Below are 17,232 nucleotides of genomic sequence, written 5' to 3'. Positions count from 1 at the left end.
GCAATTAATTTTGCCATGAGCATATGGAGACTGTTTAACAGTGAATGTCATACGGGAGGCTTGACCAGTGCTGGAGAAGCTTCTTGGAAAAGATTGTAAAAACCTTTATGAAGCGGACAGTCTGGTCAGAAGAGGGCATGATGGATACCTTTCCGATAGTTGTTTCCTTCAATAAAAAATATTTGCTGCCAGCACTGGTTACGATCAAGTCAATAATAGACAATTGTTCGGACGTCAGCAGGATTGAGTTCTTCGTACTGTACAGGGAGCTTGATCAGACCGTAATCCAGATCGCGGAGCGTACGGTCGCTGCCTTTGGAAGCCTCATTTCGTTTGTTGACTGTTCTTCCTTTCTGGAAAACATGAATTTTGCGAATGATGAGAACAGGCCGCTGGAAACCTACTTTCCTCTGTTCATTCCTACGATCTTCAGGGAATATGACCGGGTTCTGAGCATTGATGTCGACATGCTCGTGAGAGATGATGTCCTGAAGATCATCAACCAGATACCTCATGACAAGAAATTGGGTGGCGTCCGTTGCCTGATACGGAACCACAGGAAATATGAGGATTTTGGAGATTTCAACAAATACAGCAGAAACATGCTGGGGATAAACAATCCCTATCTTTACGTGAACAGTGGCCTGATCCTCTTCAACATGGAGGCCATCACGGAGGATGATGCGTCCTACTGTGTGGAGTGCATAAAGAAAAAATGGAGATTTTATGACGAGGCCATATTGAATCATGTTTTCAAGGACTCTCTCCACCATTTTGCACAGGGCTGGAATTTTTATGCCGAGCACCTGAAGACCAGCTGCCTCGAATTTGACTACAGCATGCAGGAGGAGGTGAAAGAGGCCCAGGAGAATGCGTCAATATATCATTTCGTGGCAGATACGAAACCGTGGGATCATCCCCAGCCCAGGACAAGGAACAAATACAGGCTGGAATATCGTGCGCTGGTGGCGGAAGTGAAAGAGGAAGTGAGGAATCAGCTGCCAAAAATAGTCTGTGGCTTCATGTGGAATAAAATTGACAGGGCATGACAGAAAATGACGGTGGATCATCATGAAGTGATCCACCGTCATGAGAAGTTCAGAAATTACAGTCCAGCTCTTTCATGTAGTCCTGCATCCGTTCCACCTTCTCATCGGATGAGAAGCCCCAGAAATGGATCAGCCCGAGGCGTCGGTCATGCGTGGGCCCCTGATAGGCCGTGAATGAGGTGAGGGCGTTGGAATTGACCAGATTGGTCTTGATGGCCAGATAGTTGTAGGCCTCCTGATCGGCCCAGCCGTTGAAGGAGCGGCCAAACTTGAAGACGAGGTTCGTGACCTCGTGCCGTATTTCATCAATGAAGCGGCGGATCGTGTCATCTTCCGTGTTCGGAAACAGGATGGTGCCACCATTGATGCCGGGTGTGAAACGCCCCGGAATGTCGTCCATCGAGAACAGGGACGAACCGGCCGGAATGTGAGACTGTATGGGGTGAAACTCTTCCGCCGGGGAGCATATCTTGCCGCTTGAAAGACCACGTATCAGGAGAGGCTCCAGCGGCCTGTCTATGATGATATCCGGGTCCAGATACAGGAGAGGCTGATAGCCTGCGAAGTCGGCCTTGTCCGTTATTTCATATTTGGAGCAGACAAAGGAAAGAAAGTCTTTTGGATACAGGTTATGTATGATGAGGTTTTCGGTGTATTCTTTCTTTCCTTCAAAAAGTTCATCAATGTAATTCTGGTCCTTGTCGGTCATGAGGATGATCGGACCGGTAAAACCACCCATTTTCCGCAGTGACGTGACGCACATCCTGCACTGCTGCATGATGGAGTCTTTGCTGTAGGCCGTGATGTATATGGCAGGATTGTAGAGGTAGAGGGTCTCACGTTTCCAGCCATTGAAATACAGTGTTACGTTATATTTGTTCCAGTACTTGAAGAGCTGATAGCGCATGTCGACGTCGAAGTCGTCTATCGCCATCTTGAAGACGTCAACGAACTGGAAGTCCCTGCCGTCAACGATTTTCTGTGTTTTGGGGAGGACCCATCTGTTGTTGAGCAGATGGGTCAGCATTTCGATTTCGTTGCGTGTCAGCAGGATGAACCCTTCCCAGAAGGAGGCATGCTCTCTGGAAAAGGACAGGATCTTGGAATCAAAACACAGAAACAGCCCGTTCCCGTCCTGAAGATTCCAGACCCGCATGTCGGAGTTAAAGGTTATCTTGATGTCGTCAACGTGGTAGGGCGCAATCTCCTCGCCCTGGGGGATGAATGTACATTGTGCGGCAATGTCGTTTTCTGGCAGCGTGAGGCCGAAGGCATCATCGGGAAACTCGCTGCCCAGCTTGGAGCAATAAAGTGTTCTGGTTGTGGAGTTCTGTCGAAGAATCTGAAAATTCCATGTCAGGAAATATCTTTTCTCATCCACCTCGTGAACCTCCGGGAAATTGTTATCAAAATTTAACATAAGAGAGAGGTTTGAGAAAGTCTATTTATTTTTCAGGTAGATATGAGAGGCTATTCATTTGATGTTGATGCAAGGATGAACCATATAAATATTATTTAATATGTCAATAAATATGAAAAAGAAAAAGATTCGTAAATTTATACTTGTTTTTCTCCCAAATTGAGTCCCGGAAAAGATTCATAAATTTTGGTTAAAATGCCATATTCTTCCATGTCGTCTACCTCCTGGCGGGCATGATATATTTTCATCATGCCCGCCAGGGGATGTTGCATGGCGTTCTGTGCCTGATTCTGTTTAGCTTTCGCCGGTCAGTCCTGCCAGTTGCCGCCATTCCGTTTCATCAAGCGTACGGATGTCCAGCTCGTGGGCTTTCCTGGCCTTGGAGCCAGCCTTTTCTCCCAGTACGACCAGTGTCGTACGGCGGGAGACGCTGTCTGTCACCTGTGCGCCCAGACGCTCGGCGATGGCCTTGGCCTCGGCCCGGGACATGGTGGTGAGAGACCCCGTGAACACCATGACCTGACCGGCCAGAGGAGCTGCGCCTTCATCATCAGCATCGGGACCGGTCTCCTCGCTGATGGTCAGGGATGGGGTGAGATCATCCAGCGCAGCCCGGTTGTGCTCCTCATCAAAGAAGGCGGCGACCTCTTCAGCAATGGCAGGGCCGATGCCCATGATGGCACTCAGGGCGGCCCGTTCTTCGCTTTCAGGCCTGATGGCTGCCAGCATCGCCGTGTGCCAGACGGGGAAGCTCTGGTAGTGACGGGCCAGAAGCTGGGCATTGCGCTCGCCAATGCGTCGGATGCCGAGTGCGTAGATGAAGCGGGGGAGGCTGATGGTCCGGCGGTCCTCAATGGCCTGAAGCAGGTTGTCGACCGACTGTGCCCCCCAGCCTTCCAGTTTCTGGAGGCGGTCCCGATGCTCATGCAGGCGGAAAATGTCTCCCGGCCGCTGGACAAGCCCGAGGTCATGAAAACTGCGGATGCTGCGCTCTCCCAGCCCGTCAATGTCAAACGCCTTGCGGGAGACGAAATGGATGAGCCTCTCGACCGTCTGGGCCGGGCAGGTCAGTCCCCCGGAACAGCGGCGGACCGCCTCATCCCCGATACGTTCGGCATGGGCGTGGCAGACGGGGCAGTGATCGGGAAAATGGAAGGGGACGGCCCGGTCCTGCCGGTCTGCATCCACGACGCCCAGTACCTGTGGGATGACATCCCCGGCTCGCTGGATGCGCACGAGGTCGCCGGGGCGGACATCCAGACGGCGGATTTCTTCCTCATTATGGAGGGTGGCCCGGGACACGACGACCCCGCCGACATTGATGGGTTCCAGATGCGCCACGGGGGTGAGGGCACCGGTCCGCCCCACCTGAATCTCGATGTCATTCAACCGGGTGATGGCCTGTTCCGCCGGGAACTTCCAGGCGATGGCCCATCGGGGGGCACGCCCCACGAAGCCGAGGCGTGTCTGGAGGTCTATGGCGTCAATCTTGAAGACGATGCCATCAATGTCATAATCGAGGTCAGGCCGTTCCTTAGCCAGTGTCTCCACATAGGCAGGCACGTCACTGGCATGGCTGATGGCCCGGGACAGGGGATTGACGGTGAATCCCCATGTTTTCAGCTGGTCCAGCCAGTCCGAATGGGTCCTGACGGTCACGCCGGTATTGTAGCCCAGCCCGTAGGCGAACAGTCCCAGCGGGCGGCGGGCCGTGACGGAGGCATCCAGCTGGCGGAGCGACCCGGCTGCGGCATTACGTGGATTGGCGAAGGGCTTTTCGCCCCGCTCTTCATGCTGTCTGTTGAGAGCCAGGAAGTCGGCCCGGCTCATGAAGATTTCGCCCCGGATTTCCAGCAGGTCAGGGAAAGGAGCGGGCAGGGTCTGGGGAATGGAGCTTATGGTCCGCACGTTGGCGGTGACGTCCTCGCCTGTCGTGCCGTCACCCCGGGTCGTGGCAACCGTCAGCTGGCCTTTCTCATAGGTCAGGCTGATGGAAAGGCCGTCAATCTTGGGTTCGGCCACAAATTTCAGCCCGTCCGTCCGGGACTCGTCAAGCCCGAGAAACCGGCCGATCCGGCTGACGAACTGGGTGAACTCTTCTTCGCTGAAGACGTTGTCCAGCGAGAGCATGGGGGCACGATGCTGCACCTTGCCAAAGGCCGGATTGGGAGCGGCCCCGACCTGTGAGGAGACACCACCCCTGCGCTTCAGTTCCGGGTGGCGGGCTTCCAGCATGACCAGCTCCAGCCGGGCATTGTCATACTCGGCATCGGAGACTTCGGGGTTGTCCTGTCCGTGATAGGCCTCGTTCCAGCGGGCGATCTTTTCTTCCAGTTCGGCATGACGCTGGGCAGGGGTGGGGGTTCCGGTCATTTTTCTGCGGGTCCAAGAAGGCTGTCTGCCGCAGCACGGGCGGCATCGGTTACGGTGTCGCCAGCGAGCATGCGGGCCAGCTCCTCGCGGCGTTCCTCATCTGTCAGCGGGGTGGCACTGGTCTGTGTCTGGTTGTTGACGACCTGCTTGGCAATGCGGAGCTGATGGTCCCCATAGGCCGCCACCTGCGGGCTGTGGGTGATGGCCAGTACCTGGACATCCCGTGCCACACGGTTCAGACGTTCGCCAATGGCCGAGGCCGTGGCTCCGCCGACACCGGAATCCACTTCGTCGAAGACCAGCGTCGTGAGGGAGGAGCGACCCGCCAGCACGACCTTGAGGGCCAGCATGAGGCGGGAGAGTTCCCCGCCGGACGCCACCTTGCCGAGTGGCCCCGGTGGCTGGCCGGGATTGGCGGCGATGAGGAAGGCCACCTGTTCCATGCCATGACGGTTCCACTGCTCGGCAGGCAGAGGGGCCAGCTCGACGATGAAACGTGCCCGCTCCAGCTTGAGGGGGACCAGCTCGGCCATGACCCGTTTCTCTATCTGACGGGCGGCCTTGCTGCGGGCCGCACCCAGCTCCTGGGCGGCAGCTTCATAGGCGGCCCGGCTCTCACGGACCTGATCTTCCAGCCGGGCCAGAGCCTCTGCGCTGGAATCAATGCTGGCCAACCGCTGGTTCAGCGTCTCGAGGAAGGAGGGCAGTTCACTGACGCTGATCTTGTGCTTACGGGCCTCGGCCCGCAGGGTGAAAAGCCGTTCTTCCGTCTCTTCCAGCAGGCGGAAATCCACGGTTGTGTCAACGGCCAGACGGGAGAGGAGGGTTTCGGCCTCGGCCAGATATTCCTCGGCCTTTTCTAGGGCCGTGAGGGCTTCCTGTGCCTGTTCCTGCTGGGCGGAGGGTGTTTCCTGTTCCTCGCTCTGTGCCCTGTCCAGTGGGGAGGGAAGCAGCCGGGAAAGGGCACGGTTGGCCGAGCGGAGGGCATTGGCCGGTGTGGATGTCCGGCGGTCCCGGGGGGTCAGTTCAGCAAGGGCGGCGGCAACGGCCTCGCCCCGGCGTTCATCCTGCTGGAGCCGGACCCGCAGGGCGGCAAGCTCGTCTTCCTCCCCCTCTCTGGGGGCAAGGGCCGAGAGGTCCTCGACGACCTGCCGCAGCCAGTCTTCTTCCTTGCTGGCATCTTCAACATCCTTCCGGGCCTTGTTCAGGCTGCGCAGGGCGTTCTGCCAGTCATCCCAGCAGCGGGCGACCTGCTGGCGGAGCCGCTGCGGCACGCCGAAGGCATCCAGAAGGGTCTGATGGGCACTCTGGTTGGCCAGTCCCATCTGTTCATGCTGCCCCTGTATCTCCACGAGCAGCGAGGCCACTTCCCGCAGGACGCTGATGCCGATGGGCTGGTCGCAGATATAGGCACGGGAGCGTCCTTCTTTCGTGACGATCCGGCGCAGGACCAGAGGGTCGCCTTCTTCTATGGAGGCGATGTCCTTGTTGCGGAGCAGGCCATAGACGGGATGCCCCAGGGGCAGCTCGAAGACGGCCGTGACGCTGCTCTGGGTGGCGCCAGCCCGGATGATTCGGCTGCTGGTCCGCTCCCCCAGGGCAAGGCCGAGACTGTCCAGCAGGATGGACTTGCCGGCTCCAGTTTCTCCTGTCAGGGCCGTGAGGCCCTCATGGAAGGAAAGGTCCAGCTTTTCAATCAGGACGACATCACGGATGGAGAGATGTGTCAGCATAATGCAGCCTCCAGAACCGGGCAGGACGACGACAGATGTGCCTGCTGCAGGTTTTCAGAAAATGCGGTGCCAGATATTCAGGAAGAAAAGCGGCCAGCGCAACAGGTCACACTGGCGGAATGTGGGATAAACGATGTGAAGCCAGAAAATTCTGGCCTCACATTTTACTTTTCATAAATGGTCAGGAGATGGCGGCCATGTGGCCGGGCATCATTACCGTGACTTCTTCCCGGCAGGAGCAGGTGCCGGAGGGATTTCGACGGATGCTATGGGAGCAGACTGTGTCGTGGAAACAGGCTGGACGATCACGGAGTCCGGAGATGTCGGGGCGGCCTGCCGGGCGGGAGGTGGCGACATCGCATGGCGTTTTCTGGAGCGACGTTCGTGCTTTTTCTCGCCCTGTGCCGGCCTGGGCAGCTGGGGAGTCAGCTGGTGGTGGTTTTTCAGCTTGTTGTAGGCCAGCCGGTACCAGCGGCTATCCGGCGCATTGTAGCCCAGCACGGCGGCGGACTGACGGGCCTCGTCCGGCAGGCCGAGGTCCAGGCTGACCTCCACCAGACGTTCAAGGGCTTCCGGAACATGGTTGGTCGTCTGGAAGTCCTGCACGACACGCTGGTAGCGGCCATAGGCGGACTGGTAATCCTTCTCCCGCTGGTAATAGCGGCCGACATACATTTCCTTGCCTGCCAGATGGTCACGGCACAGGTCGATCTTCAGCTGGGCGTCACGGGCATAGGACGTCTGGGGGAAACGGGTGATGACTTCCTGAAGGGCATCCATGGCCTCCAGCGTGCCGAGCTGGTCACGGGACACGTCGCCGATCTGCTCATAATAGCACAGGCCACGCAGGTAATAGGCGTAGGCGGCATCCGGGCTGGTGGGGTGCAGCTGGAGGTAGCGTTCCAGCTGCTGGACGGAAAGCGCATACTCACCCTGAAGGTAGTAGGCGTAGCCCTCCATCAGCTCGGCACTGCCGGTATAGCCGGAATAGGGGAAATTCTGCTGGAGAAGCTCGAACTCGCTGCTGGCCAGCTTGTAGTGCCCGCCATGAAGGGCGTCGATCCCGTAATTGTAGAGGGTCTCAGCATCTGCCGAACGTGGCAGCTTTGCCTGGATGTCGGCATCGGAGCTGGAACAGCCGGAAAGAAGGGCAAGCCCGAGCAGAGCCGGAGCACAGAAAACCGTGAGACTGAAACGGGACGGAACCACGTGGGATTTTAGGATGCTGCTGACCATGATTTTCTTATAGCATGGGAGGTTTCTGGGAAAAGGGGGTTCTTGCGCTCGGGCCTGATATTCTCAGGCGGGTGAGGGAAGAACGGACGGGCTTCCGTCAGAGAAACGCCAGTTTTCCGGGGAAGAGAAGAGGGTGCGCAGGAGCCGGTTGTTGAGGGCATGGCCCGTCCTGTGGCCTTCAAACCGGCCTGACAGTCTGAACCCGGCACAGTAGAGGTCTCCGACCGTATCCAGCATCTTGTGTCTGGCGCATTCGTTTTCATGTCTCAGGCCGCCGGGATTGAGGACACGGTCATGCTGTATGACGAGAGCGTTGTCCAGTGAGCCTCCCAGGGCAAGGCCCTGTGCCTGGAGGGCGGCCACGTCACGATGGTTGACGAAGGTCCGGCAGTCCGCCAGCTCGCTCCTGAAGCTGTCTCGGGAGAGGTCCAGCGTGCAGGTCTGTCTGCCTATGGCAGGGGCGGGAAAATCGATGCTCAGGGAAAGTTCCAGTGTTCCTGCCGTTCCGGGGAGCAGGCTGGCCTTGGCTCCATCCCTGCCCGTGACGTGGACTGGCCGGAGTATCTCCACGGAACGGCGGGGGACGCCCAGATTTTCATGACCGGCCTCATCCAGCAGGGCCATGAAGGTTTCCGCACAGCCATCCAGAATGGGCAGTTCCGGCCCGTCGATCTGGATGAGCAGGTTGTCGATCTCACAGGCATGAAGGGTGGCCATGAGATGTTCTATGGTGGCCACGGTCAGGTCAGGCGTGAGGGGCGACGAGGCGACCGTTGCCAGAGGGCTGGAGATGATGCAGTCTGGCAGGAGGCGGAATGAGGGTGTCTCCGGCCTGTCCAGACGCTGGAGGCGAAGTCCCGTGTCGGCTGCGGCTGGAAGAAGATGCAGCGTAGCCGGTCTGCCGCCATGCAGGCCGATGCCGTGGCAGTGCACGGGGTGTCGCAATGTGGTCTGCATGGTAGGAAACGGTCTTCCGTGCTGGAGCTGTGACCAGCACTGTGTAGCGTCTGTCGTGGGGCATGGGGAAGCCCCCCTGACCAAAAGTCAGGAGGGCTGACAGGACGTACGGGTCGGATCGGACCGTTTATTTCGGACCGCGGCGCAGATAGGTCGGAATGCTCAGCTCGTCATCCTCGGCCGGTGCGGCCAGCCCGTCATGCTGCGGCTTCCGCTCTCCGGCGGGCTGCTGGCCCCGGGTCTCATGTTCCGGGCGGGCACGGAAAAGGCGGCTGAACAGGCCACCGCCTGTCTGTGCCGTGTCCTCCCGTGGGCGGATCGGCTCCGGTGCGCTGCTGGGAACCTGCTGCTGTGGGCCAAGATGAGGGTCATAATTGGGCAGCTGCGGCGCAGCATCCGGCGTGGTCTCGGACGGCTGGTCAGCCCCGTGGGCCGGAGCCTGCTCATTGTTCCTCTGGAGGAAGGCCTGATATTCAGGGGTGTTTATGGTCGCAGAGTCCTGATCATTTTCGGGCTGGTCATTTTTCGAGACAGGCTCGGGGGCCGCTTCCCTGACCGGGGCCTGAGCCTGTTTCTCGGTGGCAATGGTCTCCGACACATCCTGACGGGTGCGGCCATCCAGCCCCGTGGCGATGACGGAGACCTGGACACGGCCCTTCATCTCTTCATTGACGACGAAGCCGCTGTTGATCTCCTCATCCTCACAGTTGGCCGTCTCACGGATGAGGTTCATGATCTGGTTGTAGGCCAGCAGGCTCATGTCCGGGCCGAGCGTGACGTTCACGAGCAGGGCACGGGCACCGGCGATGGAGGTCTCCTCCAGCAGAGGGTTGGAGATGGCCCGCTCGGCGGCGGTCACGGCCCAGTCCTCGCCGTCCTCGTCGGCGGAGGCCGTGCCAATGCCCATCATGGCCTTGCCCATGCCGCTCATGACGGTGCGGACATCGGCGAAGTCGAGGTTCTGATACCCGGCCTCCACCATGAGGTCCGTCACGCTGCGGACGCCGCTGTACAGCACGTCATCAGCCATGGCGAAGGCCTCGACCAGCGAGGTCGTCAGGGATGCACTGCCGAAAAGGTTCTGGTTGGGAATGACCAGAAGCGTGTCCACGTACTTTTCCAGCTCCGCAATGCCGGCGGCTGCGGCCCGGCTGCGGCGTGACCCTTCGAAATCGAACGGCTTGGACACGACGCCGATGGTCAGGGCACCCGACTCATGGGCGATCCTGGCCACGACGGGGGCTGCCCCCGTACCGGTGCCACCTCCCATGCCAGCCGTCACGAAGACGAGGTCGACCCCTTCCAGATGCTGTCGGATTTCTGCTTCCACTTCTTCGGCAGACTGGCGGCCCACCTCAGGCTTTGCGCCCGCTCCCAGTCCCCTCGTCAGGGTCGGGCCGAGCTGGAGGCGTGTCTCGGCCTTGGAGAGGGCCAGCTGCTGGGCGTCCGTGTTGGCGGCGATGAAGGTCACGCCACGCAGCTTGCCGTCAATCATGTTGTTGACGGCATTGACCCCGCCGCCTCCAACCCCGATGACAGTGATGCGCGGGGGGCTGACAGCACTTACGCCAGGGGTCGTCGGGGTCAGGTTCAATGACATAACGGGTTTGCTCCGGCCAAGGTGAAAACGGGTAGCTACAGAGGGAAGTTAGCAGAAAGATGTTGCTTATACGGTAACATTCGAAGATGGAGATGTAACGTTAAATATCAAGTGGGACCTGCGTTTAAATCTTCCTTCGTAACAAATTTGCAAGACGCCACGCCACCCCCCGTGGCATGGTTTCATTTTCGGGGAGGCAGAAGCGGTCCCTGGCTCCCGCCGCCCAGGCCAGCAGGCCGGAGGCAGTGGAAAAACCGGCCCATATCGAGGGATGGTCTGACTCCGGAAGCCCCCGTATCCCGGCCGGGGAGCGGACCTGCACCGGGCGGTTGAGGATTTCGGCCGCCACGGCATCAATGCCGTTGAGCAGTGCCCCGCCACCGGTCAGGACGACACGGCCTTCCGCCGGGCGGCCGAGGCCTGCCACGTCCAGCTCGTAGCGGAGCATCTCCAGCGTCTCCTCGACCCGGGGAGCGATGGCCCGGATGAGATCGGCCCTGGTGATCTGCCGGACCATGTTGCGGTGGGAGAGGGGCAGGGCGATGGGGATGGAAGCGTCATTGGCGGAGGCATAGGCCACGCCGTATAGTGTCTTGAGCCGCTCCGCCATGTCGATGGAAATGGACAGGGACTGGGCGATGTCACGGGTGATGTGATGGCCGCCGACCCTGATGTGCCGGGTATAGAAGACCCGCCCACGGGCGAAGACGGCCAGCGTGGTCGTGCCTGCTCCCATGTCGACCACCGTGACACCCAGATCACGCTCGTCATGATCCAGCACGGAAAGGCCGGAGGCGATGGGATTGGACAGCATCCCGACCGCCCGCAGCTCCGCCTTCCGCAGGACGGCATCAAGCGTGTGAAGGGCACTGACCTGTGCATCCACGATGTGGAACTTGCCGATCAGCTTCTCGCAGCGTTGCCCGCATGGATTCAGGACGGTGATGCTGTCATCGATGCTGAAGCCGAGGGGCATGGCCTGCACGATCCGGCGGTCCGGCTCGGCGGCATTGTGGCGGGCCTGTTCGTAAAGATGCTGGATGTCTTCCGCCGTCACTTCCCGTCCGTTCGGGGCCATGAAGGCATCCATGTGGTAGCTGCGTGGGTTTCCACAGGCGAGATTGACGGTCACGTCCCTTATGCGGCGGCTGATCTTCCGTTCGGCGTCGCCGACCGTGGCACGGATGACCCGTTCAAGCTGGAAGGCATCGACCACCGCCCCCGAGCTGATTCCTTCCGAACGCCGCCAGCCCCAGCTGAGGACCCGCAGTCCGCCATTTTTCAGCCCCTGCCCGATGAGACAGGTTGTCTTGGTGGAGCCGATGTCCAGTATGGTCTTCAGTCCCGGTGTCCAGGCGAATCCCTGCTGCTCTTCCGACGGGAGGATGGGAAGAACGGCTCGGCCTTTCTGTAGCACGGCCGGAGAGCGTTGGGGGGTGGGAACGGGACGCGGCATGGTGGGTCAGTCTCCGGCGGATGGAGCCGCAGGCGGGGCATCCTGATCGGGGCTGGGGGCGGGAACGGCAGGGTGGATGACCATGCGGTCGGGCAGGCGCATGTCGATCGTCTTCAGGGGCCGGTCCAGAAGCTGGTAGTCGGTCTGGTAGCCGTGCAGCCGGGCTAGGGCGGCAGCCTCGGCCCCTTCCGGCAGCATGAGGGTCGTGCCGTTCTGCATGAGGATGTTCCAGCGTCGCTGCCCTATGCGGATCAGGGCCAGCGAGTGGCTGTTGATGTCCGGGAACTGGTTCAGCAGGGAAATGATGGTGCTGGCCTCCAGATTGGCCCCGGCTCCCACGACGAGGGGGAGCTTGCGGAACACTGAGCTGTTGCGTGCTGTCAGTTCCTGCCGTGAAACTGTGTCACCTTTCTGGTTGATGAGAACAAAATGTCCGTCCATCTGCCATATGGCGATGGGATTTTTCTCCTCCACGGTAATGTTGATCGTGTCCGGCAGGTGGCGTTCGACCGTGGAGTGCTCGATGAAAGGCAGTTCATCGATGCGCTGGCGTGCCGCCTCCACGGAGAAGCTGAAGAGGGAATGGTTCAGCCCCGTGCCGAGGGCGTCCAGTATCTCGCTTTCATCGGTCAGGCGGCGTCCCGTGATGATGATGTGCTGGATGCGGAGCGGGTCGAGGGCCGCCAGCCGGACCCGCAGGCTGTCGGTGAGCCTGTGTCCTCCCAGGCTGCTCCAGGCCAGCCAGCCCGTTCCGGCCAGCAGGAGACAGACCAGTGCGAGAATGCTCAGACGCCGCAGGATGATCTTCTGCCGCTGCCAGAAGAGGGACATGCTGGAGGGACGGTCCCCATAAGGGTCCACGGGTTCCTGGGGGCGTTTCCTGAAGAAGGACATCATGGGCCGTCAGCGGGTTTCAGGCTGGGGAACCGGATGGAGGGAGAGGGACTCTGCCCGCCCCAAGGCGTCCATCACCAGCCAGTGGCAGAGCAGAGGATAGCTTACCCCACGGGCTGCGGCCTGTTCTGGCAGCAGGGACGTGGCCGTCATGCCAGGCTGGGTGTTGACCTCCAGAATGACGAGTTCGCCCCTGTCGCCATCATAGCGGTAGTCGGTCCGGCTGGCTCCCCGGCATCCCAGTGCCTGATGGGCCCTGCGGGCCAGTGTGAGTGCCTGGTCCGTGATGTCCGCTGGCAGGGGGGCGGGAATGACATGGCGGGAGCCATTGGCCTGGTATTTGGCCGCAAAATCGTAGAAACCGCCGCTCTCCGGTGTGAGGATTTCCGTGACGGCCAGAGCCTCGTCGCTCAGCACCGCAACGGTCAGCTCACGCCCGGGGATGAAACGCTCGGCCAGAATCTGGGGGCCGAAGGTCCATGAATTGGCAATGGCACGGCGTTTTTCGGCATCATCCTCATGGAGGATGTGGACACCGACGGATGACCCTTCCGCCACGGGTTTCAGAACATAAGGGGCCGACAGGGGAGCCCGTTCCTTCAGTTCGTCCGGTGTGATGAGGCAGCCTTCCGCAACGGGGAGACCGGCGGCCTGAAGGGCCATGCGGGTGCTGGCCTTGTTCATGGCGATGGCAGAAGCCAGAATTCCGGAATGGGTATAGGGCAGGCCCAGCCACTCCAGAACGCCCTGAATGGCCCCGTCTTCCCCGCCGGGACCGTGCAGGGCATTGAAGACGGCATCCGGTTTGCAGGCCTTCAGGGCCTCGATGGTGGCGGTGATGTCCGGTCCGGCATCAATGGCATGGACATGGTGCCCGGCCTGCTTCAGGGCTTCCATGACAGCCCTGCCGCTGGACAGGCTGACGCTGCGCTCGCTGGAGGTTCCTCCCATCAGAACGGCGATGGAAAGAGGTGTGGGTGTGGGAAGAATGGTCTTGTCTGTCATGCCCGGATGTCTCCTTGTCAGGAAGGGGAGGCGGGGGAAAGGGGACGGCCCAGCCGTCTGATCTCCCAGTGCAGGGTGATGCCGCTTCTGTCCAGCACACGGGCACGGACCATCTCGCCCAGCTCTTCCAGCTCCGTGCTGGTGGCGTCGCCCGTATTGAGCATGAAATTGCAGTGCTTCTCGCTGATCTGTGCACCACCGTGCCGCAGTCCCCGGCACCCGGCGGCATCGATCAGTTCCCAGGCCTTGTGCCCTTCGGGGTTGCGGAAGGTGGAGCCGCCTGTCCGGGCCCGCAGGGGCTGGCTGGCCTCACGGCTGGCCCGCATCTCCTGCATTGTCTGCTGGATGGTGGCGGGGTCTTCCGCACCGTGGGCTTTCAGGCGGGCACGCAGCACGATGCTGCCTTCCGGCAGGGAGCTGTGACGGTACCGCATCTCCAGTGCCGGGGCGGGCAGACGCTGGATGGTGCCCTCACGGGTGAGGATTTCCACCCAGTCGAGCAGGGTGGAGAGGTCATCCCCATAGGCTCCGGCATTCATGCAGACGGCTCCACCAATGGAGCCGGGAATGGTGGAGAGGAAGGCGAAACCGGCCATGCGTGCCTGCGCCGCCGTTTCTGCCACGCTGCTGTCCAGTGCGGCGGCTCCGGCGATCAGCCCGTCTCCATCCGTTTCAATGTTGGCAAAACCACCGGCCAGACGGATGGTCAGCCCGGGCAGCCCTCCATCACGGATGATGACGTTTGAGCAGGCTCCAAGGACCGTCACGGGCAGGTCGGACGGGCACTGGCGCAGGGCCGTGGCGAGGTCTTCGGCATCCTGCGGCACGAAGAGCCAGTCGGCGGCCCCGCCCGTGCGGAACCAGCTGCGGGCGGCCAGCGGGGCCTGTTCCTTCAGCCGTCCCCGTGCCTGCTGGAAAGGTGCAGCCGTGGTCATGGTGCGTCCTTTCTGAGGCTGTCCAGCTGCTCGGGGAGAGCCTGTGCCCAGTGGGTGATGGACCCTGCCCCCAGACAGAGGACATAGTCACCCGGCACGGCCACGTCGGCGATGACGCTGGCCAGATCATCCGGCGAGGCGAGGGACAGGACATGGCGGTGCCCACGGTCCCGCAGCCCTTCGACGAGCTGATCCCGTCCGATGCCCTCGATCGGGTTTTCTCCGGCGGCATAAACGTCCGCCACGATGACGGTGTCCGCATCATTCATGCAGGTGCAGAAATCATTGAACAGTGCACTGAGGCGGGAATAGCGGTGCGGCTGGATGACGGCAATGACATGCCCGGCACCGGCCTGCCGGGCCGCTTTCAGCACGGCGGCGATCTCGACGGGATGATGGCCGTAATCATCAATGATCTTCACGTCATTCCATGTGCCGGTCAGGGTGAAGCGACGCTGCACGCCCCGGAAGCCGCCAAGCGCATCGGCGATGACATGATCGGGGATTTCCATTTCCTGCGCCACGGCGATGGCCGCCACGGCATTGAGGACATTGTGGTGCCCGAACATGGGCAGATGGAACGGTCCGGCCAGACGCTGGCTGCTGGTTGTCCGGTCCGTGATGGTGACGCTGAAGGTCACGCCCTGGCTGTCCGTGCCGGTGATTTCCGCCCGGACATCCGCCTGCGGGCTGAAACCATAGGTGACGACACGGTGATCGGAGAGCTGGGGGATCATCTGTTGCACCCGGGGATGATCCACGCAAAGGACGGCGAAGCCGTAGAAGGGAATGTTGGAGACGAACTGCCGGTATCCGGCCTCCATCGCCTCATCGGAGCCCCAGTGATCCAGATGCTCGGGGTCCATGTTGGTGACGACGGCAATGATGGCGGGAAGACGGAGGAAGGAGCCGTCGCTCTCGTCCGCTTCCACGACCATCCAGTCTCCGGACCCCATGCGGGTATTCGTTCCGTAGGCCTCGATGATGCCACCATTGATGACGGTCGGGTCCAGCTTGGCCTGTTCCAGCACGCAGGCCACGAGGCTGGTCGTGGTGGTCTTGCCGTGAGTCCCCCCGATGGCCACGGCCCAGCGCAGGCGCATCAGCTCCGCCAGCATCTCCGCCCGCCGGACGACAGGGATGAGCCGGGCACGGGCGGCCATGACCTCCGGATTGTCCCGTTTTACGGCGGTGGAGATGACGACGACCCGTGCTTCCCCCAGATTGGTCTCATCATGGCCGATATGAACGTGGATGCCTGATTTCCGCAGACGCTTCACGTTGGCATTCTCGGCAATGTCGGACCCCTGAACCTTGTAGCCGAGCATGTGCAGCACCTCGGCAATGCCGGACATGCCGATGCCGCCAATGCCAACGAAGTGGATCAGGCCAAGATTGAGGGGTAATGCACGCATCAGGGAGAACTCCGGCTGTGGATGGAGGGAATGGGGAGCGGATGGATCAGGCTTCGATGGAGGCTTCGACCAGATCGGCCAGCCGTTCGGCGGCACGGCGTTGCTGGAGATTGTGTGCCCCTTCGGCAGCCCGGGTCAGCTCCTCGGGATGGGTGAGGAGGTGGACCAGATGTCTGCACAGGGATTCCGGCGAGAAGTCACGCTGGCGGACCATCCAGCCGCCACCGGCCCGCTCCATGGCCTGGGCGTTCACGCCCTGCTCGTCGGAGGCTGCGATGGGCAGGGGCACGAGAATGGAGGGTCGCCCGATCATGGCCAGCTCGGCAACGGAGGAGCCACCGGCCCGCCCGATGACGAGATGGGCCTTTTCCAGCTCTCCGGCCACATCATCAATGAAAGGGGTCACGGTGGCCGTGATGCCGACCTGCTGGTAGATGCCGGAGAGGACGGGAACCATGTCCTCATGGGCTTGCTGGGTCACATGCAGGCGGACCCGTATGTGCTGGGGCAGGTTGCAGAGGGCCTGAGGCACGACGGAGCTGAAAATCTGAGCACCGAGGGATCCGCCCCAGACAAGCAGGTTGATGGGGCCGGTGTGGTTGTACATGTCCGGGGCCGTGTAGCCCGCATCGGCCAGGGCTTCGATGGCGGGGCGGACCGGCATCCCGGTCTGCACCACCCTGTGGCTTTTCGGCAGGCGGGCCACCCTGGGATAGGACGTGGCGATCGCATCGCTGAAACGGGCCAGAAGGGCGTTGGCCTGCCCGAGGATGGCATTGCCCTCATGGATGATGAGGGCGGGCTTGTGGCCCAGTTTCAGGCGGCTGCTCAGCAGGGGGACTGATGGATAGCCACCGAAGCCGACAACGGCGGCAGGCTGATACCGTTTCATGATCTGGCGGGCACCGAGGGTACTCCAGCCGAGCTGGGCCAGGCTCCTCAGCCTGTCGACGGGTTTCTTGCCGACCACACCACTGCCCTTGAGGACGAAACGGGGACTGAACGCGAACGCACCCGTGTCTGCCCGGGTGTTGCGGGCATCCGTGATGAGGATGGTCTGGTGTCCACGACGTTGCAGTTCGGCACCCAGTGCCTCGGCCGGGAAGAAATGGCCACCCGTGCCGCCGGCGGCGATGATGATGGATGCGTGTTTCATTAC

General features: G+C 61.0%; 13 protein-coding genes. 1 reads left to right on the top strand and 12 read right to left on the bottom strand.

Annotated elements, in window-relative coordinates; all coding sequences use genetic code 11:
- The first annotated feature begins 83 nt into the window (after nt 1–83).
- Nucleotides 84–1,049: a glycosyltransferase family 8 protein gene (locus CPA56_RS04585; RefSeq protein ID WP_182040850.1), complete on the top strand. Its 966-nt coding sequence runs from the start codon at nt 84–86 to the stop codon at nt 1,047–1,049.
- A gap of 49 nt (nt 1,050–1,098) precedes the next feature.
- Here the strand turns inward: CPA56_RS04585 and CPA56_RS04580 are convergent, their stop codons facing one another.
- From CPA56_RS04580 to murG, 12 genes are all read right to left on the bottom strand, one after another.
- Nucleotides 1,099–2,430, bottom strand: coding sequence for a hypothetical protein (locus CPA56_RS04580; RefSeq protein ID WP_182040849.1), 1,332 nt, complete (start codon nt 2,428–2,430; stop codon nt 1,099–1,101).
- Between the two features lie 333 nt (nt 2,431–2,763).
- On the bottom strand, nt 2,764–4,842 hold the full coding sequence (ligA, locus tag CPA56_RS04575; protein ID WP_182040848.1) for an NAD-dependent DNA ligase LigA: 2,079 nt from the start codon (nt 4,840–4,842) through the stop codon (nt 2,764–2,766).
- Nucleotides 4,839–6,575 carry a DNA repair protein RecN gene (gene recN, locus CPA56_RS04570; RefSeq protein WP_182040847.1) on the bottom strand — a complete coding sequence of 579 codons (1,737 nt, stop codon included), beginning with the start codon at nt 6,573–6,575 and terminating at the stop codon, nt 4,839–4,841. The genes ligA and recN overlap by 4 nt, the downstream gene beginning before the upstream one ends.
- 213 nt (nt 6,576–6,788) lie before the next feature.
- Nucleotides 6,789–7,811 carry an outer membrane protein assembly factor BamD gene (locus tag CPA56_RS04565; protein ID WP_182040846.1) on the bottom strand — a complete coding sequence of 341 codons (1,023 nt, stop codon included), beginning with the start codon at nt 7,809–7,811 and terminating at the stop codon, nt 6,789–6,791.
- 63 nt (nt 7,812–7,874) lie between these two features.
- Nucleotides 7,875–8,768, bottom strand: coding sequence for a UDP-3-O-acyl-N-acetylglucosamine deacetylase (lpxC, locus tag CPA56_RS04560; RefSeq protein ID WP_182040845.1), 894 nt, complete (start codon nt 8,766–8,768; stop codon nt 7,875–7,877).
- 127 nt (nt 8,769–8,895) lie between these two features.
- Entirely contained in the window at nt 8,896–10,368 is a 1,473-nt protein-coding gene (ftsZ, locus tag CPA56_RS04555; protein ID WP_182040844.1) for a cell division protein FtsZ, read from the bottom strand.
- A 124-nt stretch (nt 10,369–10,492) separates the two neighbouring features.
- On the bottom strand, nt 10,493–11,824 hold the full coding sequence (gene ftsA, locus CPA56_RS04550; protein WP_182040843.1) for a cell division protein FtsA: 1,332 nt from the start codon (nt 11,822–11,824) through the stop codon (nt 10,493–10,495).
- Between the two features lie 6 nt (nt 11,825–11,830).
- Nucleotides 11,831–12,721 (bottom strand): cell division protein FtsQ/DivIB, encoded by an 891-nt coding sequence (locus tag CPA56_RS04545; protein ID WP_182040842.1) that lies wholly within the window; start codon nt 12,719–12,721, stop codon nt 11,831–11,833.
- A gap of 6 nt (nt 12,722–12,727) precedes the next feature.
- Nucleotides 12,728–13,723 (bottom strand): D-alanine--D-alanine ligase, encoded by a 996-nt coding sequence (locus tag CPA56_RS04540; RefSeq protein ID WP_182040841.1) that lies wholly within the window; start codon nt 13,721–13,723, stop codon nt 12,728–12,730.
- A 17-nt stretch (nt 13,724–13,740) separates the two neighbouring features.
- Nucleotides 13,741–14,658 (bottom strand): UDP-N-acetylmuramate dehydrogenase, encoded by a 918-nt coding sequence (gene murB / locus CPA56_RS04535; protein ID WP_182040840.1) that lies wholly within the window; start codon nt 14,656–14,658, stop codon nt 13,741–13,743.
- Nucleotides 14,655–16,073: a UDP-N-acetylmuramate--L-alanine ligase gene (gene murC, locus CPA56_RS04530; protein ID WP_182040839.1), complete on the bottom strand. Its 1,419-nt coding sequence runs from the start codon at nt 16,071–16,073 to the stop codon at nt 14,655–14,657. The genes murB and murC overlap by 4 nt, the downstream gene beginning before the upstream one ends.
- A gap of 46 nt (nt 16,074–16,119) precedes the next feature.
- A complete protein-coding gene (gene murG, locus CPA56_RS04525; protein ID WP_182040838.1) occupies nt 16,120–17,229 on the bottom strand; it encodes an undecaprenyldiphospho-muramoylpentapeptide beta-N-acetylglucosaminyltransferase in 1,110 nt (369 codons plus the stop codon).
- Nucleotides 17,230–17,232: the final 3 nt, after the last annotated feature.

The sequence above is a fragment of the Bombella mellum genome, from assembly GCF_014048465.1.
GTDB classification, from domain to species: Bacteria; Pseudomonadota; Alphaproteobacteria; order Acetobacterales; family Acetobacteraceae; genus Bombella; species Bombella mellum.
The sequence above is the reverse complement of the archived record's forward strand: the minus strand, read 5'-3'. Positions and strand labels throughout refer to the sequence as shown.

Coding starts and splice junctions, on each gene's coding strand:
- lpxC (WP_182040845.1), bottom strand. CDS start 8,768: ATGCAGACCACATTGCGACACCCCGTGCACTGCCACGGCATCGGCCTG.
- murG (WP_182040838.1), bottom strand. CDS start 17,229: ATGAAACACGCATCCATCATCATCGCCGCCGGCGGCACGGGTGGCCAT.
- CPA56_RS04565 (WP_182040846.1), bottom strand. CDS start 7,811: ATGGTCAGCAGCATCCTAAAATCCCACGTGGTTCCGTCCCGTTTCAGT.
- ftsZ (WP_182040844.1), bottom strand. CDS start 10,368: ATGTCATTGAACCTGACCCCGACGACCCCTGGCGTAAGTGCTGTCAGC.
- CPA56_RS04545 (WP_182040842.1), bottom strand. CDS start 12,721: ATGATGTCCTTCTTCAGGAAACGCCCCCAGGAACCCGTGGACCCTTAT.
- ftsA (WP_182040843.1), bottom strand. CDS start 11,824: ATGCCGCGTCCCGTTCCCACCCCCCAACGCTCTCCGGCCGTGCTACAG.
- ligA (WP_182040848.1), bottom strand. CDS start 4,842: ATGACCGGAACCCCCACCCCTGCCCAGCGTCATGCCGAACTGGAAGAA.
- murB (WP_182040840.1), bottom strand. CDS start 14,658: ATGACCACGGCTGCACCTTTCCAGCAGGCACGGGGACGGCTGAAGGAA.
- murC (WP_182040839.1), bottom strand. CDS start 16,073: ATGCGTGCATTACCCCTCAATCTTGGCCTGATCCACTTCGTTGGCATT.
- CPA56_RS04540 (WP_182040841.1), bottom strand. CDS start 13,723: ATGACAGACAAGACCATTCTTCCCACACCCACACCTCTTTCCATCGCC.
- recN (WP_182040847.1), bottom strand. CDS start 6,575: ATGCTGACACATCTCTCCATCCGTGATGTCGTCCTGATTGAAAAGCTG.